Genomic DNA, 16,752 nt, shown 5'->3' with positions numbered 1-16,752 from the left:
CGAGATTCTAACAGCTTGCAAGGCTATGCGTTAGATCCGGTTCTTTAGTGTATAGAGCATTTCGAGTGCACGACGCGGCGTCATGTCGTCCAGGTCGAGCTTGGCCAGTTCATCCAGCACTGGATGCGGCAGGCTGGCGAACAGGTCACTTTGCTGCGGAGCGGCCGGTTTGCCTTTGGTTGGCTTGGGCGTTTCATGGGGCAGGGCAGTGTCTTCCAGGCGGCTCAAATGCTCGCGGGCGCGCACGATCACTTCGCTTGGCACCCCGGCCAACTGCGCCACCGCCAGGCCGTAGCTCTGGCTGGCAGGTCCCGGCAGCACGTGGTGCAGGAACACGATGCGTTCGTTGTGTTCGGTGGCGTTGAGGTGCACGTTGGCCACCAGCGGTTGAGCTTCCGGCAGGACCGTCAGCTCAAAGTAGTGGGTGGCGAACAGCGTGTAGGCGCGCAAGTGCGCCAGTCGTTCCGCCGCCGCCCAAGCCAGGGACAAACCGTCGAAAGTGCTGGTGCCGCGGCCGACTTCGTCCATCAGCACCAGGCTGCGCTCGGTAGCGTTGTGCAGGATGTTCGCGGTTTCGCTCATTTCGACCATGAAGGTCGAACGCCCGCCGGCCAGGTCATCGCTGGAGCCGATTCGGGTGAAAATGCGATCGACCAACGACAGTTCACAACTGGCCGCCGGCACGAAGCTGCCGATGTGCGCCAGCAGCACGATCAAAGCGGTCTGGCGCATGTAGGTGGATTTACCGCCCATGTTCGGACCGGTGATCACCAGCATGCGCGTGTTGTCGTCGAGGCTCAGGTCGTTGGCCACGAACGGCGTGGTCAACACCTGTTCGACCACCGGGTGGCGACCTTGGGTAATGCGCATGCACGGTTCACTGACGAAGCGCGGGCAGTTCAGGTCCAGGTTCAGCGCGCGCTCGGCCAGGTTGCTCAAGACGTCCAGCTCAGCCAGTGCGCCGGCGGTGTCCTGCAACGGCGGCAATTGCGAGATCAGGTCTTCGAGCAGCGCCTCGTAGAGCATTTTCTCGCGAGCCAGCGCCCGGCTCTTGGCTGACAGCGCTTTGTCTTCAAAGGCCTTCAGTTCCGGCGTGATGAAACGCTCGGCGCCCTTGAGCGTTTGGCGACGGATGTAATCGGCCGGCGCCGACTCAGCCTGCTTGCTCGGCAGTTCGATGAAGTAACCGTGGATGCGGTTGTAGCCGACCTTCAGGTGCGACAACCCGGTACGGGCCTTTTCGCGTGCTTCGAGGTCGATCAGGAATTGCCCGGCGTTCTCGCTGAGAGATTGCAGTTCATCGAGTTCGCTGTCGTAACCGGTCTTCAACACGCCGCCGTCGCGGATCACCGCCGGCGGGTTGTCGATGATGGCTTTTTCCAGCAGGGCCGCCAGTTCCGGGTAGGTACTTGTGATCGTCGCCAGTTGTTGCAGGTGCGGGGCTTCCAGTTCGGTCATCGCCACTTGCAGCGCTGGCAGTGCGCCGAGGGCATCACGCAGACGTGCGAGGTCGCGCGGGCGGGCATTGCGCAGGCCAATCCGCGCGAGAATCCGCTCGATGTCACCGATTTCCTTGAGTTGCGGTTGCAGCTTCTCGAAACGGTAGCCGTCGAGGAGGCAGGTAATCGACGTCTGGCGTGCCAGCAAAACGGTCAGGTCGCGCAGCGGACGGTTCAGCCAGCGGGTCAGCAGACGGCTGCCCATGGCTGTCTGACAACGGTCGACCACCGATTGCAAGGTGTTGTCACGACCGCCGGCGAGGTTGGTGTCCAGCTCCAGGTTGCGACGACTCGCACCGTCCAGCACCACGGTGTCGTCCAGGCGTTCATGGCGTAGGCTACGCAAGTGCGGCAGGGCGGTGCGCTGGGTTTCTTTGGCATAAGCCAGCAGACAGCCGGCGGCACCGATGGCGAGCGTCAGGTTCTCGCAACCGAAACCTTTGAGGTCTTGGGTGGAAAATTGCTGGCAAAGACTTTTCAGTGCCGAATCGCGCTCGAAATCCCACGGTGCACGACGACGAACCCCACGACGCTTTTCCGCCGGCAGATCCTTTGGCCAGTCATCCGGAATCAACAGCTCCACCGGATTGACCCGCTCCAGCTCCGCCAACAGGTTTTCCCAGCCCTTGATTTCCAGCACGCTGAAGTTACCGCTGGTGATATCCAGCACGGCCAGGCCGAACAAGCGTTCATCACCCAGCACGGCAGCGATCAGGTTGTCGCGACGTTCATCCAGCAGCGCTTCGTCACTCACCGTCCCTGGCGTAATGATCCGCACCACCTGACGCTCCACCGGCCCTTTGCTGGTGGCCGGATCGCCGACCTGTTCGCAGATCACCACCGACTCGCCGAGCTTCACCAGTTTCGCCAGATAACCTTCGGCGGCGTGGTAAGGAATCCCGCACATCGGAATCGCCTGCCCGGCCGACTGTCCGCGAGCGGTCAGGGTAATGTCCAGCAACTTGGCGGCCTTCTTCGCGTCCTCATAGAAGATCTCGTAGAAGTCACCCATGCGGTAGAACATCAACTGGTCAGGGTGTTGGTTCTTCAGGCGCCAGTACTGCTGCATCATCGGCGTGTGGGAGGACAGGTCGGACAGGGCTTTATTCATCGGGGATCGGAAAACTCGTCGAAAGGTGTGGGGCAAAAGTGGGGCATCAGCCCGGCTTTTCCGCAATGGGCGCAAGATTAACATGGGCTGTCTGCCGGACGCAGGCACGAACGCCACTCGGTGTGGTTCTGCTGCTTAATGCGCAGCTTAGGCGTCATAAATGCAAATATGCATTTGCCGCCCGAGAAAAGAACAAGCACTATGCGCGTTATGCAAAAACGCAATGTTTCTACCGTCTTAAGAGCGCTGCTCGATCAGCACGGGATCTCCCCCACGGAGCTTCACCGTCGCACCGGCGTGCCTCAATCCACACTCTCTCGGATTCTCAGCGGGAAGATCGGCGATCCTTCAGATAAACACATTTCGAAGATCGCCGAATACTTCACCGTGAGCACCGATCAATTACGCGGCCGCGCCGAAGTCGCGCCGGCTGGCGTTGGCGCGCGCGAAGAATTGCATTCGGAACTCAAGGATATAAGTCTGTGGGACGACGACACCCCTGTCGATGACGACGAGGTGTCGGTGCCCTTTCTTCGCGAGGTTGAATTGGCTGCGGGATCAGGAAGATTCGTCATCGAAGAGAGCGAGCGCTCTAGCCTGCGCTTCGGCAAGCGCAGCTTGCGCCACAACGGTGTGCAGTTCGACCAGGCCAAATGCGTGACCGTGCGTGGCAACAGTATGTTGCCGGTGCTTCGCGACGGTGCCACGGTCGGGGTCAATGCCGGTAAATGCGGGATTGGCGACATCATTGATGGCGATCTTTATGCAATCAACCATAACGGCCAGTTGCGGGTGAAGCAGCTGTATCGTCTGCCGACCGGGATTCGCCTGCGCAGCTTCAACCGCGATGAACATCCGGACGAGGACTACAGCTTCCAGAAAATGCAGGAAGAGCAAATCGTCATCCTCGGTCACGTCTTCTGGTGGGGAATGTACGCCCGTTAACCTCACCGCTGTCAGATAAACCCCGCCATCAGGCGGGTTTATTTCGCCTGCCGTTAGCCGCTAACGCCTTTGTTTGCGGGTCATTAATGCGTTGATGCATTTGTTGTGCACAGAAAAATGCATCAGTGCATTGACTGTATATGCATACATGCATAATCTTTGTCTCAAGCCGCTCAACAAAGCGGCTCGATACGAAGCTCTTTAGTTCCACCAAAAAAAGGCAGCGCTGAACCGGCCTCAATGGTTCAGAGGGTTGGCAATTAACCCGGGTGTGCAGCGTAAAGCACCAGAAGCAGTTTTTCGGCGGGCAGGGACGGCGGTCGGAAGAACAATTTGAACGGACCCGTACTGCGCCAATGGCGTCGAAAGGACGACGCGAAGGACCGCATTACTGAAAAGCCCGACGCCAGTCGGGATTTTTGGAATGCCTACCTGATGTCAGGCACACAAGAGGCAGCGATTGAATCCAGCACCGATCACTCATCAATCACCCCGGGAGGTGTGACATGACAAACGAGCACCAAGCGTTGCTGGACATGCCGATCTGGCTCGTGATCGTCCTCGCCCTAGTGGGCGGGGTGTCCGGCGAAATGTGGCGCGCCGACAAGGACGGCGCCCGCGGCTGGACACTGCTGCGGCGGCTGAGCTTGCGCTCCGGCGCCTGCATGGTCTGCGGAGTCTCCGCCATCCTGCTGCTGTATGCCGCCGGCGTGTCGATCTGGACAGCTGGCGCCTTTGGTTGCCTGACGGCGATGGCCGGGGCGGACGTGGTCATCGGGCTGTATGAGCGCTGGGCGGCCAAACGGATCGGTGTGTGTGAGGTGGCGCCTCGTGATTCTCGCTCCGACCCACCGTGATCCCTTCGACGCATGAACAGGAAGTTTTTATGCCCTCAGCCGACGTCTCAATGGAGGGCTGATCGCCTTGCAGGCGTGTCAGGCGTATGTCAGGGCTCTTACCTGTTAACACTTTGATCGAGCCTATAACTTGCAAGTGCTATGCGCTGGTGTACGGTTAGTCTCATTCCGCCCGATCAGGAGATGACCGTGAAAGTAATCACCCAACTGGCCGCTGACCTTGGCAGGCAATTGCAGATGCTCAATGCCCATGTTTCCACGGCCGAGTCTTGCACCGGCGGCGGGATCGCCGAGGCAATTACCCGGATTCCCGGCAGCTCGGCGTGGTTCGAGGCCGGCTATGTCACCTATTCCAACCTGCAGAAAAACCTGCAACTGAACGTTCCGGTGGAGTTGTTCACCACGGTGGGGGCGGTCAGTCGCGAGGTGGTCGAGGCGATGGCCAAAGGCGCGCAGGATAAAAGCCGAGCGTTTTTTTCCGTGGCGGTCAGTGGCGTGGCGGGGCCGGACGGTGGTTCGCCGAGCAAACCGGTGGGCACGGTCTGGCTGGCCTGGGGCGTCGGTGAGCGAGTGTTCAGCGAGGTGCAGCACTTCGCCGGTGACCGCGATGAGGTCCGCCGACAAACGGTGAAGGCCGCGCTAGAGGGGCTGCTGCGCTACACCGCGGAAGAAAACTCAAATCGGGGGTAGGCGATCCGGAATCGCTGTGGAATAATACTGGCTACTTATACAGGTGTTGGCCGTCAGGCCTTATTGATTACGTGAGGACTTTAATGGACGACAACAAGAAGAAAGCCTTGGCTGCGGCCCTGGGTCAGATCGAACGTCAATTCGGCAAGGGTGCCGTAATGCGTATGGGCGATCAGGACCGTCAGGCGATCCCGGCCATCTCCACTGGCTCTCTGGGTCTGGACATCGCTCTCGGCATCGGCGGTCTGCCAAAAGGCCGTATTGTTGAAATCTACGGTCCTGAATCTTCCGGTAAAACCACGCTGACCTTGTCCGTGATCGCCCAGGCTCAAAAAGCCGGCGCGACCTGCGCATTCGTCGACGCCGAACACGCCCTCGACCCTGAGTACGCCGGCAAGTTGGGCGTCAACGTCGACGACCTGCTGGTTTCCCAGCCGGACACAGGTGAACAGGCCCTGGAAATCACCGACATGCTGGTGCGTTCCAACGCGGTTGACGTAATCATCGTCGACTCCGTGGCCGCTCTGGTGCCAAAGGCTGAAATCGAAGGCGAAATGGGTGACATGCACGTGGGCCTGCAAGCCCGTCTGATGTCCCAGGCGCTGCGTAAAATCACCGGTAACATCAAGAACGCCAACTGCCTGGTGATCTTCATCAACCAGATCCGTATGAAAATCGGCGTGATGTTCGGCAGCCCGGAGACCACCACCGGTGGTAACGCGCTGAAGTTCTACGCTTCGGTTCGTCTGGACATCCGTCGTACTGGCGCGGTGAAAGAAGGTGATGAAGTCGTCGGTAGCGAAACCCGCGTCAAGGTTGTGAAGAACAAGGTGGCTTCGCCGTTCCGTCAGGCCGAGTTCCAGATTCTTTACGGCAAGGGCATCTACCTCAATGGCGAGATGATCGACCTGGGGGTTCTGCACGGCTTCGTTGAAAAATCCGGTGCGTGGTATGCCTATGAAGGCACCAAGATCGGTCAGGGTAAGGCTAACTCGGCCAAGTTCCTGGCAGACAATCCGGAAGTCGCGGCAAAGCTCGAGAAGCAACTGCGTGACAAGTTGCTGTCGCCTGCGTCGGTAGCGGACGCCAAAGCCTCTGCAGTCAAAGAGACTGAAGACGATCTGGCTGATGCTGATATCTGATTGATCCGATGACCGCCGTACTCGATACACTCGTCGCGGTGCGGCGAACCGCAATGGACCTGCTCGCACGACGCGAGCACGGTCGAGTCGAGCTGATGCGCAAACTGCGTCAGCGCGGCGCTCTCCCTGAAATGATCGAAACAGCACTCGACCGGTTGACGGAAGAGGGCCTGTTGTCCGAATCCCGTTACCTCGAAAGCTTCGTTTCCTACCGTGCCCGATCCGGTTATGGCCCGTTGCGTATTCGTGAAGAGTTGAGCCAGCGCGGCCTGCAACGCAGCGACATCGAGCTCGCCTTGCGCGAGAGCGGTATCGACTGGCAGGAGCAACTGACGGACACCTGGCGGCGCAAGTTTTCCGGGCAATTACCGATCGACGCCCGGGAACGTGCCAAACAGGGCAGGTTCCTGGCGTATCGGGGATTTTCCATGGAAATGATCAGCCGCTTGTTCAGCGGCCGAGGGATGGACGATTGACTGAAACGGCTCGCTATTTCGATAGCGGGCCGTTTTTTTGTGCCTCACGTAACCTTTGAGGGTTCCCGTGTGCGCTGTTGGGCCTGGGGTTGGGAGTGCGCCCAGTTTTCAGGCAGGTTGATGTAATCCACCAGTTCTCGTAACCGACCATGATCACGGGCGTTGAAGGTGAAGGCCAGTCGCGCCAGGTGGCTGAACTGCGCTTCATCGTGTTCTTCGCCACTGTAGGCGTGTTGATGGAATTGATCACTCAGGCACAGGTCGGCGAACGACTCTTGCATATGTTCGAGTGCCCGGTCGCTGAGCTTATGGTTCATGCGGATCACGAACTGGTGCTTGAGCCAGCGGCTGGAGTGGAAGTTGTTGTAGAACTGGTTGATGTGTTCGACAGCTTCCTCGGCGCTGTAGACCAGTCTCACCAGTTTCATGTCGGTGGGCAGGATGTAGCGATTTTCCTCCAGTTGCTGGTGGATGAAGTCCAGCGCGCCTTGCCAGAACCTGCCGCCCGGCGCGTCCAGCAGCACCACCGGCACCAGCGGACTTTTGCCGGTCTGAATCAGCGTCAGTACTTCCAGTGCTTCATCCAGGGTGCCGAAACCGCCAGGGCACAGCACCAGCGCATCGGCTTCCTTGACGAAGAACAGCTTGCGGGTGAAGAAGAAGTGGAAGGGCAGCAGGTTGCTCGTACCGTTGACGGTCGGGTTGGCATGCTGCTCGAAGGGTAGGGTGATGTTGAAGCCCAGGCTGTGATCCCGACCGGCACCTTCGTGGGCCGCTGCCATGATCCCACCACCGGCACCGGTGATAACCATCAGGTCCGAGCGTGCCAGCGCGGCACCAAGTTCCCGGGCCATTGCGTACAGCGGGTGTTCGATGGGTGTGCGTGCCGAGCCGAATACCGTGACTTTGCGGCGCCCCTTGAACTGCTCGAGCACACGGAATGCATGCTCCAGTTCGCGCAGGGCTTGCAGGGTGATCTTCGCATTCCAGCGGTTGTGGTCTTCCTGGGCCATGCGCAGCACGGTCAGGATCATGTCGCGGTAGATGGGGATGTTCGGGCTGTTGGGTGAAACCAGGTTGAGTTGTTCTTCGACCTTGCTGATGAGGTCGTGGCCGCTTTCTTCAAAATGACGGCTCAGGAGGTCATTCGGTTGGTAAGGCATTCAACTTCTCCTTCTGCGCAGAACCCTTGGCGCCGACAACGCATTCGTCGACGCCACGACACTTCATGTGTCGCTGTCTGCCCAAGCCCGTGCCTGGGCGATCCACTTGACCCGAATGGTCATCGGGTCATCCATACAGGCTCTGTTTTTCCCTTGGATGAAAGAAACGTTCGCATAACACAACGCGTAACGGGCGGCCCCTTTCCCGCCCTGAAAAAGTGAATGTGGATACCTGAAATCTAGACCCTCGCGGTGATTTGCGCTGTCTTGATCATTGCGCCACAAAGTCTTTCCTGGCAATCGCTTATTGACGATTTGCAAGGTGGTTTCGCCGCTCGTCTGAACGTACGCCAAGTGTCCTGCACTCTGATTTACTAAGTTACAGGCGTCATGCGACAGCTTCGCGTAAACGGCAGGGCGCAGGGCGCAGGGTATAAGCGGTTTAAGGATTTATCGCTCAACACGAGTGAGTGCATGGAGGCGGGAAGCCAATGGCCAGAGTCATTCTGGAGATCGATACGCAACTGTATCGATTGCTCAAGTCATCAGCCGAGACCAATCATTTGAGTCTTGAAGAGGAGTGCTGCCGACGCTTGATGGGCGCGGAGCGTCGGTCACGTTATTTGCAGGCACTGCTGGCAGAATTGCGCGCCGAGGATGAACAGCGGCGCGCCAAATCCCACTGATTACTTTTTCTTCGGTGTTTTCGGGCAATCAGATTCCTGATAACTCGCGGACCCGACTGCACGGTTGGTTTTCACTTCGGTGAAGTCGTAACGCATGATCGCGCCCTTGGCCATCAGCTTGCGGAACGACGGGTTGTTGCAGACCGAGGCGCCAAGCTGGAAGTACACGGCTTTCGGGTCGGCGCGCATCTTGTCGGCGTGGCTGCTTTGCACGCTCAAGTGGTTGATCAGCGTTTTGCCTTCGACGGTGTAGCCCTGATCGAGAATGTCTTCATTGATTGCCCGTGGAGTGCCAACGCTGCTTTGTTTGGCGACGTTTTGCAGCTCTTTGTTCAGATTCTGCTCACTCAGGGATGCGGCCTGAGCGTTGAAAGACAACGCCAGCAGAATGGCAGTGGGGGGAGCGATAAAGCGCAGCATGAAACTCTCCTGGGGCAGTGATGGGTGGTTTGACCCATCACGTGACGGTGCGTTCAGTGGCCGCGAATTATAGGGGAGGTGGCCTGGACGGTACAGGTTTGCGCCAACCGGTCTGGTAAACTGCCGGGACTTTTTGCCTTGCCGAGTGTTTTTCGTGTCGATTTTCCTGTTTTGTCGGCGTCCCCTGCGATGAGCCATGCCCCCAACGCCGTAGCCCGCCTGCGCGATCAGCGCGAAGACGAAGGTATCAAGCCGATTCAGGCCCGCGGCTGGCGCGCACCCCGTTGCCGTAACTGCCGTGTGATCGAGAGCCATTGCTTGTGCGCTTGGCGCCCACAGGTCGAGACCCGTTCCGGGGTTTGCCTGATCATGACCGGCAAGGAAGTGTTCAAACCGAGCAACACCGGTTGGCTGATTGCCGATGTGGTGCGCGATAACCACGCGTTCATCTGGTCGCGGACCGAGGTCGATCAGCAATTGCTGGCGCTGTTGTCCGACCCGCAATGGCAGCCTTACCTGGTATTTCCAGGGGAATATGTCGAGCCTGAGCGCGTGACCCACAGTGTGGCGGTGGATGGCGCCAAGCGGCCGCTGTTCATTCTGTTGGACGCGACCTGGACCGAAGCGCGGAAGATTTTCCGTAAAAGTCCTTACTTCGACGGGTTGCCGATCCTCAGCCTGTTGCCAGAGAAACTCTCACGCTACCAATTGCGTCGATCTACCCGCAGCGAGCACTTGTGCACCGCGGAAGTCGCGGCGCTGTGTCTCGATCTGGCGGGCGATGTGCAAGCGGCATCGGCACTGGACGCTTATTTCGATGTGTTCAGTCAGCATTACCTCGACGCCAAGCGGCAGCTGGAAATGAACGTCGAAACGCCAGCGCATGCCGAGCTGCTGCCGTTTGTGCAGAACCTTGCCCCGGTCATGGGCTGATTGTCGCCCATACTGCAAAAGACTGTACTGGCCATGTAGCTTGACCACCCCGGTTTCGCTGGGCATGCTTGGCGCCGATCAGGGCGCGGCCGAAGTTTGATACGCCGTATTCTTATGTGAATAGCTACGTGAATTGCCACGTATTGGCGTTGAACGTGCCCCCAGGTGCAGCTCCGTGGCTGCACCTCGAGTTGTTAGAAGAACAGGATCATTTGAAAAATGGCCACATACGAAATCCTGATTGCCGATGACCACCCACTTTTTCGTTCTGCCTTGCATCAAGCGTTGACCCTGGGCCTTGGCCCGGATGTCCGTCTGGTGGAAGTGGCGAGCATTGCGGAGCTGGAAACCCGCCTCACCGAAAAATCCGACTGGGATCTGGTACTGCTGGATCTGAACATGCCGGGTGCGTACGGTTTTTCCGGCCTGGTGCTGCTGCGCGGGCAATACCCACAGATTCCGGTGGTGATGGTTTCGGCCCAGGAAGAAGCCTCGGTGATGGTCAAGTCCCGTGAATTCGGCGCCAGCGGCTTTATTCCCAAGTCCAGCGACCTCAGCGTGATCCAGAAAGCCGTGCGTGCGGTGCTGGATGGCGACGTGTACTGGCCGCCGCAGGCATTCGAAGCGGTCAGTGTTTCCGATGAGGCCAAGGCTGCCAGCGAAGGGCTTGCCAGCCTGACGCCGCAGCAGTTCCGGGTGTTGACCATGGTCTGCGAAGGCTTGCTCAACAAGCAGATTGCCTACGAGTTGAGCGTTTCCGAAGCGACCATCAAGGCTCACGTAACCGCGATTTTCCGTAAACTGAACGTACGGACCCGGACTCAGGCGGCGTTGCTGCTGCAACAACTTGAGTCAATTTCGAGCCACTAAGGGTTGGCATATTCACGCTTTTTTGACTTTGGTTAATCTAGCTTTCTCACTCCTTTATTGGTCAGTTGCCCACTCTATGTCTCCTTTCAAAGGCCAGACCGGCCTGAAACGTATTCTCAACGCCTCCGGCTATTCCTTTGATGGTCTGCGCGCAGCCTTTACCGGCGAGGCGGCTTTCCGGCAGCTGGTGTTGCTCAACGTCATCCTGATTCCGCTGTCGTTCTTCCTGAACGTCAGCCGCGTCGAGCAAGCGCTGCTGGTCGCCGTGTGCCTGCTGGCCTTGATCGTCGAACTGCTCAATTCGGCGGTGGAAGCGGCTATCGACCGCATTTCCCTTGAGCGGCATCCGCTGTCGAAGAACGCCAAGGACATGGGCAGCGCCGCGCAACTCGTGGCGTTGACCATGATTGGTCTGGTGTGGGCATTGATTCTGCTTTAAGCGATTGTCGGCAACACGATCTCGTCGCTGCGCTGGACCCCGGCGGTAAAGGCGCGGCACAGATCGAGGAACTCACGCATCGCTGAGGTCTGGTATTTCTGTTTGTGCCAGATGAAGTAGAACTGCCGCGCCAGGTCCAGGTCTGGCGTTTCCACCGCCACCAGGCTGCCTCGACGGAACGCGTCCCGCAGCGCCAGGCGCGAAATGCAGCCGATCCCCAGACCCGATTCCACCGCGCGCTTGATCGCTTCGGTGTGCTCAAGCTCCAGGCGGATGTTCAGCGCGCTGCGGTGATGACGCATGGCCTGATCGAAAGTCAGTCGCGTGCCCGAACCTTGCTCACGCAAAATCCAGGCTTCGTGGCTCAGCTCATCCATGGTTGCGGTGCCGCGTTTGGCCAGCGGATGCTGTGGCGCGCAAAACACCACCAGCTCATCTTCGACCCAGCTCTGCACCTCGATGTCCGGGTGGCTGCAATCGCCTTCAATCAGACCCAGATCAATTTCGTAGTGGGCCACTTGTTGCACTATGTTGGCAGTGTTCTGCACGTGCAGTTTCACCTGGCTTTCCGGGTGGCGCTGCATGAAGCTGCCGATCAACAGCGTGGCCAGGTAGTTGCCGATGGTCAGGGTCGCGCCCACGGCCAAAGAACCAAAACCGGATTTGCCGTTGAGCAGGTCTTCGATTTCCTTGGCCTGGTCGAGCAGAGCCACCGCTTGCGGCAACAGTTGTTTGCCGAGGGCGTTGAGGCTCAGCCGTTTACCGGCGCGGTCGAATAACTGGCAGCTGCACTGGCGCTCCAGTTCGGTGATGGAGGTGCTCGCCGCCGATTGCGAGAGGTTGAGCAGGCCCGCAGCACGGGATACGCTTTCCTGCTGGGCGACGGCGACGAATACTTGAAGTTGACGGAGAGTAAATCGCATATCGATATAACCGATAACCCTTATCTTAATAATCCATTTAACAGATATTGTTACTGCTATTAGAATGCGATGCAATTGCGCACCGCCTCTTTAGCAGCGCATGCGCAGACCAATCCCCAGGAGTCCCACGTACATGAGCAACATGAACCACGAGCGTGTCCTCAGTGTTCATCACTGGAACGACACTCTGTTCAGCTTCAAGTGCACCCGTGATCCGGGCCTGCGCTTCGAGAACGGTCAGTTCGTGATGATCGGCCTGCAACAGCCCAACGGCCGCCCGCTTATGCGCGCTTACTCGATTGCCAGCCCGAACTGGGAAGAGCATCTCGAGTTTTTCAGCATCAAGGTGCCTGATGGCCCGCTGACTTCCCAGTTGCAGCACCTGAAGGAAGGCGACGAGATCATCATCAGCAAGAAGCCTACCGGCACGCTGGTGCTCGATGACCTGAAGCCTGGCAAACATTTGTACCTGCTCAGCACCGGTACCGGTCTGGCGCCGTTCATGAGCGTCATTCAGGACCCTGAAACCTACGAGCGTTTCGAAAAAGTGATCCTGTGCCACGGCGTGCGTTACGTCAACGAAGTCGCTTACCGCGAGTTCATCACCGAGCACCTGCCGCAGAACGAGTTCTTCGGCGACGCGCTGCGTGACAAGTTGATCTACTACCCGACCGTGACCCGCGAGCCGTTCGAAAACGAAGGCCGCCTGACCGACCTGATGCGCAGTGGCAAGCTGTTCAGCGACATCGGCCTGCCGCCGATCAACCCGCAGGACGACCGCGCCATGCTGTGCGGCAGCCCGAGCATGCTCGACGAAACCAGCGAAGTGCTGAACAGCTTCGGCCTGAAGGTTTCGCCACGGATGCGCGAGCCGGGTGATTACCTGATCGAGCGTGCGTTCGTCGAGAAATAGATTCGCAGCGCATCTGAAAAGCCCGCATGACCTGGGAAGGTCATGCGGGCTTTTTCGTGTCTGGCGTTCAGGCTTTCGCGGGAATGACTTCGAGAACGCGGATCAGCTCCGGTGTCGGGTAGTGCCAGCGCACATCGATATCCCAGAACTGCGCGCCGTACTCCCGTTCCGGTGCAGGCGTTTGATACGCCGGGCGCGGATCTTGTGCCAGGCATTGCTCGATCAGCTCGACCAGTGGCTCTTCCAGGCGCTGAGCGTGCCCATGAGCCTGTTGCAGTGCGACATCCGTCCACTGCACGGCAATCAGTTGCGGCGCGGCGCTGGCGATGCTGTTGGAGGCGCTGTCGATGATGTCGGCGTAAGGCACGTAGGGTTTGATATCGAGAATCGGCGTGCCGTCCAGCAAGTCGATGCCGGATATCCACAGGCGATTGGCTTCGACCTTGTCCAGTTTGACCACTGACTGACCGATGCCATTGGGACGATGAGTCGCGCGGGTGGCGAACACGCCCATCGACTTGTTGCCGCCCAGGCGAGGCGGGCGGACTTTGAGGCGTGGTTTTTCTTCCAGTGCCTGATGAAACAGGAACAGCAGCCAGACATGGCTGACCTGTTCCAGCCCTTGCACCGCATCGCCCTGGTCGAATGGCGCCACCAGTTCCAGAACACCGCGCGCGGCTGGAGCCAGTTGCGGTTGGCGCGGGATGGCGAACTTCTCCTTGAAACAGGAACGCACGAAGCCGATGGGGGAAACGCTGTAGGTCATGGTCTGGGGTCGAGGCGCAATCAGGTAGGGCATGATGCCGCAAAGAGCAAAAGATCGCAGCCTTTGGCAGCGCCTACTGAGGAGTTCGTCCAGTGCAGGCGCTGCCGCAGGCTACGATCTTTCAAAGGCTGAACCCGCCATCCAGAGGAATGATGTTCCCTGTCATGTACGCCCCGGCAGTACTCGCCAGGCTGATCGCCAGCGCCGCCATTTCTTCCTCGCGCCCCCAGCGCTTCATCGGGATCAACGCCGAATCCTCGGCCAATGCCTGTTCATCATTACCGATGTGCTGGGTCATCTTGCTCGGAAAGCGCCCCGGTGCGATCACGTTGACGTTGATGTGCTGGGTCACCAGTTCCCGCGCCAGAATCCGCGACAGTTGATGCAATGCCGCTTTGCTCGGCCCATAGGCATACGCCTGCTCGCCGAACGATGAAATCCCTGCGACCGAACCGATGTTGATGATGCGTGCCGGATTTGCCGGTGAACCCGCCTTGCGCAGCAGCGGCAGGAATTGCTGGATGCAGTTGAAGACCGACGTCACGTTGAGCTGCATGACCTTTTCCCAACCCTTGATCGGGTAGCTCTCCAGTGGCGCGCCCCACGTGGTGCCGGCGTTGTTCACCAGAATGTCGAGATGGCTGATTTGCTCGCCGAGTCGCGTGGCCAATTGCAACACGCCTGCTTCGGTGGCGAGGTTGGCCGCCACGCCGTAGCAGCGTCCGAACGCACCGAGTTCGTCAGCCGTTTGCTGGCAGGCTTCGGCATCGCGGGCACAGACGTACACGGTGGCACCTGCCTCGACGTAGGCTTTGGCGATCATTTTGCCGATGCCACGGGTGCCGCCGGTCACCAGAGCGGTGCGGCCTTGCAGGGAAAAGTAGGGATGCATGACGAGTCCTGAGAACTGAGGGTCTATACACCCTAGTCGTCAGCCGCCAGAAGCGGAGCCACTATTTTTGAGCGGAATGAGAGGCCATATGGCCTGGCCTTGAGCTGCGCGTTTGCAGCCCAAGGAGGGCGCAGGGCTTACTGCGGGCGAACACGCAGGGTCAGGCCCTTGAGGAAGTTGCGCAGCAATTGGTCGCCGCACGGGCGGTAGTTGGTGTGGCCGAACTTGCGGAACAGCGCGCTCAGCTCAGGCTTGGACACCGGGAACTCGGCGGCCTTGAGGATCGCGTGCATGTCGTCTTCCTTCAATTCGAAGGCCACGCGCAGTTTTTTCAGGATGATGTTGTTGGTCACCGGCACTTCAATCGGCTGCGGCGGACGGCTTTCGTCCTTGCCGCGCTTGAAGATCACCAGGCCATCGAGGAAATGCGCCATGACTTCGTCCGGGCAGCGTACGAAGCCTTCCTCGTCTTCCTCTTTCTTGTCGAGGTAAGTCAGCAGGTCTTCGAGTTTCACATCCATGCCACCGAGCTTGATGATCTCGATGACTTTCTTGTCGCTGATGTCGAGCATGTAGCGCACGCTGCGCAGTACGTCGTTATGAATCATGTGGGCAGTCCTGATATTCAGCTGTGGGCATCGCGGCCAGGCGCGACGCCGAAATGTGTGGCGGCGTGAAAAGCCTTAGAACTTTTCTTTGCCGGACAAGTAGCGCCATTGCCCCACGGGCACTTTGCCGATGGACACGCCGCCGATGCGGATGCGGCGGATGCCCACGACCTTCAGGCCGACGGCCTGGCAGAACAGGGCGATCACGCCCGGTTGCGGGTTCTTCATGGCGAAGCGCAGACGGTTTTCGTTCTGCCAGCTGGCCTTGACCGGCGGCAGCTCCTTGCCCTTGTAGGTCAGGCCGTGCTGCAGGCGGTTGAGGCCATGCTCGACCATGTTGCCTTCGACTTCGACCACGTATTCCTGCTCGATCTTGTTGGAGTCGGCAGTGAGCTTGCGCAGGATTTTCCAGTCCTGGGTGAACACCAGCAAGCCGCTGGCGTTTGCCTGCAAGTCAGTGCTGGCGGTCAGGCGCTGGAAGTGGCCCTTGAGCGGGCGTTTGCCGTAGCGGTGTTCTTCGCTCAGGGTTTCGGCGGTGATGGTTGCCATGGCGGTGTCCGCGTCCATGCCGGCTGGCACGTTGAACAGGATAGTCACCGGTTCCGGCGCAGTGGCCTTGGCCTCTGGATCCAGCTCGACTTTTTGCGCGCCGACCTTGAACTGCGGCTCGTCGATGACTTCGCCGTCGACGGTGACCCAGCCGCCCTCGATGAACAGCTCAGCCTCCCGACGGGAACAGCCGACGAGTTCGATGAGGCGTTTGGAGAGACGAATCGGGTCGGTCATGACAGGGCCGTAACAAAAAAGGGGTGGGCATTGTACCTGCCTGGCGTCGGTTAATCCCGATTCCATTTTGGTAATACTTTTTTGTAGGAGTGAGCCTGCTCGCTCCTGCATTGGTTTCGCATTGGGTCAGCCATTGCGTGTCAATTGTTGCGGCTGGCGCATCCGCATGTGCAACAGGGGATACGGCTGCCCCATGCCGTCTACTTCCGAACGACCGATCACCTCAAAACCCTGCTTGAAGTAAAAGCCCAGGGCCTGCGGGTTCTGTTCGTTGACGTCCAGCTCATCGGCATTGAGATTCTCCATCGCGTAGCGCAGCAATTTCTTGCCCAGACCCTGGCCGCGATGCGCCGGGTCGATGAAGAGCATTTCGATCTTGCCCGCCGCGACCCCGGCGAACCCGGTGATGTGCTGGTGGGCGTCTTTGGTGCAAATCAGCATCACCGCGTCGAGGTAGCGGGTCAGCACGAGGTTTTTCAGCAACTCGATGTAGCTGCCCGGTAGGAAATCGTGGGTGGCACGGACCGAGGCCTCCCAGACCTGGGTCAGTTCTTCGTAATCGCTTTGTTTCGGTGTATGGACGACCGAATGTTGGCGCATGCCCGCCTGCTCCTTATTTTTTCAACCGGCTGT

At 59.0% G+C, this 16,752-nt stretch carries 19 protein-coding genes; 10 read left to right on the top strand and 9 right to left on the bottom strand.

The window, feature by feature from the left end:
- Positions 1-30 precede the first annotated feature (30 nt).
- The gene (gene mutS / locus ACNYC6_RS07440) at positions 31-2,598 is read right to left on the bottom strand and encodes a DNA mismatch repair protein MutS (protein ID WP_419712926.1); all 2,568 of its coding nucleotides are present in this window, start codon (positions 2,596-2,598) and stop codon (positions 31-33) included.
- Positions 2,599-2,820: 222 nt separating this feature from the next.
- Here mutS and ACNYC6_RS07435 point away from each other — a divergent pair, with 222 nt between their 5' ends.
- The 5 genes from ACNYC6_RS07435 to recX all read left to right on the top strand — a co-directional run bounded on the left by ACNYC6_RS07435 (position 2,821) and on the right by recX (position 6,720).
- A complete protein-coding gene (locus ACNYC6_RS07435) occupies positions 2,821-3,555 on the top strand; it encodes a LexA family transcriptional regulator (protein WP_419712925.1) in 735 nt (244 codons plus the stop codon).
- 506 nt (positions 3,556-4,061) lie between these two features.
- Positions 4,062-4,412, top strand: coding sequence for a phage holin family protein (locus ACNYC6_RS07430; protein WP_419711746.1), 351 nt, complete (start codon positions 4,062-4,064; stop codon positions 4,410-4,412).
- A 189-nt stretch (positions 4,413-4,601) separates the two neighbouring features.
- A complete protein-coding gene (locus ACNYC6_RS07425) occupies positions 4,602-5,102 on the top strand; it encodes a CinA family protein (protein WP_419711745.1) in 501 nt (166 codons plus the stop codon).
- An 83-nt stretch (positions 5,103-5,185) separates the two neighbouring features.
- Positions 5,186-6,244 (top strand): recombinase RecA, encoded by a 1,059-nt coding sequence (gene recA, locus ACNYC6_RS07420; RefSeq protein WP_007996915.1) that lies wholly within the window; start codon positions 5,186-5,188, stop codon positions 6,242-6,244.
- Positions 6,245-6,252: 8 nt separating this feature from the next.
- Positions 6,253-6,720, top strand: coding sequence for a recombination regulator RecX (gene recX / locus ACNYC6_RS07415; protein WP_419711744.1), 468 nt, complete (start codon positions 6,253-6,255; stop codon positions 6,718-6,720).
- A 44-nt stretch (positions 6,721-6,764) separates the two neighbouring features.
- Here recX and ACNYC6_RS07410 read toward each other — a convergent pair whose 3' ends face one another.
- On the bottom strand, positions 6,765-7,883 hold the full coding sequence (locus ACNYC6_RS07410; RefSeq protein ID WP_419711743.1) for an LOG family protein: 1,119 nt from the start codon (positions 7,881-7,883) through the stop codon (positions 6,765-6,767).
- 491 nt (positions 7,884-8,374) lie between these two features.
- On the opposite strand from ACNYC6_RS07410, the gene ACNYC6_RS07405 reads away from it, so the two are divergent.
- Positions 8,375-8,569 carry a hypothetical protein gene (locus tag ACNYC6_RS07405; protein WP_338585075.1) on the top strand — a complete coding sequence of 65 codons (195 nt, stop codon included), beginning with the start codon at positions 8,375-8,377 and terminating at the stop codon, positions 8,567-8,569.
- Here ACNYC6_RS07405 and ACNYC6_RS07400 read toward each other — a convergent pair whose 3' ends face one another.
- The gene (locus ACNYC6_RS07400) at positions 8,570-8,989 is read right to left on the bottom strand and encodes a PA3611 family quorum-sensing-regulated virulence factor (protein WP_419711742.1); all 420 of its coding nucleotides are present in this window, start codon (positions 8,987-8,989) and stop codon (positions 8,570-8,572) included.
- 189 nt (positions 8,990-9,178) lie between these two features.
- Here ACNYC6_RS07400 and ACNYC6_RS07395 point away from each other — a divergent pair, with 189 nt between their 5' ends.
- The 3 genes from ACNYC6_RS07395 to ACNYC6_RS07385 all read left to right on the top strand — a co-directional run bounded on the left by ACNYC6_RS07395 (position 9,179) and on the right by ACNYC6_RS07385 (position 11,231).
- The gene (locus tag ACNYC6_RS07395; RefSeq protein ID WP_419711741.1) at positions 9,179-9,922 is read left to right on the top strand and encodes a tRNA-uridine aminocarboxypropyltransferase; all 744 of its coding nucleotides are present in this window, start codon (positions 9,179-9,181) and stop codon (positions 9,920-9,922) included.
- Between the two features lie 219 nt (positions 9,923-10,141).
- A complete protein-coding gene (erdR, locus tag ACNYC6_RS07390) occupies positions 10,142-10,792 on the top strand; it encodes a response regulator transcription factor ErdR (RefSeq protein WP_175389034.1) in 651 nt (216 codons plus the stop codon).
- Positions 10,793-10,868: 76 nt separating this feature from the next.
- A complete protein-coding gene (locus ACNYC6_RS07385) occupies positions 10,869-11,231 on the top strand; it encodes a diacylglycerol kinase (RefSeq protein ID WP_419711740.1) in 363 nt (120 codons plus the stop codon).
- Here the strand turns inward: ACNYC6_RS07385 and ACNYC6_RS07380 are convergent.
- Positions 11,228-12,154 (bottom strand): LysR family transcriptional regulator, encoded by a 927-nt coding sequence (locus ACNYC6_RS07380; RefSeq protein ID WP_075946790.1) that lies wholly within the window; start codon positions 12,152-12,154, stop codon positions 11,228-11,230. The genes ACNYC6_RS07385 and ACNYC6_RS07380 overlap by 4 nt on opposite strands.
- Positions 12,155-12,287: 133 nt before the next feature.
- Here ACNYC6_RS07380 and fpr point away from each other — a divergent pair, with 133 nt between their 5' ends.
- Positions 12,288-13,067, top strand: coding sequence for a ferredoxin-NADP reductase (gene fpr / locus ACNYC6_RS07375; RefSeq protein WP_008054100.1), 780 nt, complete (start codon positions 12,288-12,290; stop codon positions 13,065-13,067).
- Positions 13,068-13,134: 67 nt separating this feature from the next.
- Here the strand turns inward: fpr and tsaA are convergent, their stop codons facing one another.
- The 5 genes from tsaA to ACNYC6_RS07350 all read right to left on the bottom strand — a co-directional run bounded on the left by tsaA (position 13,135) and on the right by ACNYC6_RS07350 (position 16,719).
- Positions 13,135-13,833, bottom strand: coding sequence for a tRNA (N6-threonylcarbamoyladenosine(37)-N6)-methyltransferase TrmO (tsaA, locus tag ACNYC6_RS07370; protein WP_419711739.1), 699 nt, complete (start codon positions 13,831-13,833; stop codon positions 13,135-13,137).
- A gap of 121 nt (positions 13,834-13,954) precedes the next feature.
- The gene (locus tag ACNYC6_RS07365; RefSeq protein ID WP_419711738.1) at positions 13,955-14,725 is read right to left on the bottom strand and encodes an SDR family oxidoreductase; all 771 of its coding nucleotides are present in this window, start codon (positions 14,723-14,725) and stop codon (positions 13,955-13,957) included.
- A gap of 137 nt (positions 14,726-14,862) precedes the next feature.
- Positions 14,863-15,333, bottom strand: a complete 471-nt coding sequence (locus ACNYC6_RS07360; RefSeq protein WP_338585081.1) for a DUF1456 family protein — start codon at positions 15,331-15,333, stop codon at positions 14,863-14,865.
- A gap of 75 nt (positions 15,334-15,408) precedes the next feature.
- On the bottom strand, positions 15,409-16,119 hold the full coding sequence (locus tag ACNYC6_RS07355) for an rRNA pseudouridine synthase (RefSeq protein ID WP_419711737.1): 711 nt from the start codon (positions 16,117-16,119) through the stop codon (positions 15,409-15,411).
- A gap of 126 nt (positions 16,120-16,245) precedes the next feature.
- Positions 16,246-16,719, bottom strand: a complete 474-nt coding sequence (locus ACNYC6_RS07350; protein ID WP_419711736.1) for a GNAT family N-acetyltransferase — start codon at positions 16,717-16,719, stop codon at positions 16,246-16,248.
- Between the last annotated feature and the right edge of the window lie 33 nt (positions 16,720-16,752).

The sequence above is a fragment of the Pseudomonas sp. NFX224 genome (assembly GCF_048565165.1).
Lineage (GTDB): Bacteria > Pseudomonadota > Gammaproteobacteria > Pseudomonadales > Pseudomonadaceae > Aquipseudomonas.
The sequence above is the reverse complement of the archived record's forward strand: the minus strand, read 5'-3'. Positions and strand labels throughout refer to the sequence as shown.

What these genes read in the sequence shown, in the direction of transcription:
- ACNYC6_RS07435 (WP_419712925.1), top strand. Translation starts at nt 2,821, where the DNA reads ATGCAAAAACGCAATGTTTCTACCGTCTTAAGAGCGCTGCTCGATCAG.
- ACNYC6_RS07400 (WP_419711742.1), bottom strand. Translation starts at nt 8,989, where the DNA reads ATGCTGCGCTTTATCGCTCCCCCCACTGCCATTCTGCTGGCGTTGTCT.
- ACNYC6_RS07360 (WP_338585081.1), bottom strand. Translation starts at nt 15,333, where the DNA reads ATGATTCATAACGACGTACTGCGCAGCGTGCGCTACATGCTCGACATC.
- ACNYC6_RS07355 (WP_419711737.1), bottom strand. Translation starts at nt 16,119, where the DNA reads ATGACCGACCCGATTCGTCTCTCCAAACGCCTCATCGAACTCGTCGGC.
- erdR (WP_175389034.1), top strand. Translation starts at nt 10,142, where the DNA reads ATGGCCACATACGAAATCCTGATTGCCGATGACCACCCACTTTTTCGT.
- ACNYC6_RS07410 (WP_419711743.1), bottom strand. Translation starts at nt 7,883, where the DNA reads ATGCCTTACCAACCGAATGACCTCCTGAGCCGTCATTTTGAAGAAAGC.
- ACNYC6_RS07380 (WP_075946790.1), bottom strand. Translation starts at nt 12,154, where the DNA reads ATGCGATTTACTCTCCGTCAACTTCAAGTATTCGTCGCCGTCGCCCAG.
- ACNYC6_RS07365 (WP_419711738.1), bottom strand. Translation starts at nt 14,725, where the DNA reads ATGCATCCCTACTTTTCCCTGCAAGGCCGCACCGCTCTGGTGACCGGC.
- ACNYC6_RS07405 (WP_338585075.1), top strand. Translation starts at nt 8,375, where the DNA reads ATGGCCAGAGTCATTCTGGAGATCGATACGCAACTGTATCGATTGCTC.
- fpr (WP_008054100.1), top strand. Translation starts at nt 12,288, where the DNA reads ATGAGCAACATGAACCACGAGCGTGTCCTCAGTGTTCATCACTGGAAC.
- ACNYC6_RS07350 (WP_419711736.1), bottom strand. Translation starts at nt 16,719, where the DNA reads ATGCGCCAACATTCGGTCGTCCATACACCGAAACAAAGCGATTACGAA.
- ACNYC6_RS07385 (WP_419711740.1), top strand. Translation starts at nt 10,869, where the DNA reads ATGTCTCCTTTCAAAGGCCAGACCGGCCTGAAACGTATTCTCAACGCC.
- recX (WP_419711744.1), top strand. Translation starts at nt 6,253, where the DNA reads ATGACCGCCGTACTCGATACACTCGTCGCGGTGCGGCGAACCGCAATG.
- ACNYC6_RS07430 (WP_419711746.1), top strand. Translation starts at nt 4,062, where the DNA reads ATGACAAACGAGCACCAAGCGTTGCTGGACATGCCGATCTGGCTCGTG.
- recA (WP_007996915.1), top strand. Translation starts at nt 5,186, where the DNA reads ATGGACGACAACAAGAAGAAAGCCTTGGCTGCGGCCCTGGGTCAGATC.
- tsaA (WP_419711739.1), bottom strand. Translation starts at nt 13,833, where the DNA reads ATGACCTACAGCGTTTCCCCCATCGGCTTCGTGCGTTCCTGTTTCAAG.
- ACNYC6_RS07395 (WP_419711741.1), top strand. Translation starts at nt 9,179, where the DNA reads ATGAGCCATGCCCCCAACGCCGTAGCCCGCCTGCGCGATCAGCGCGAA.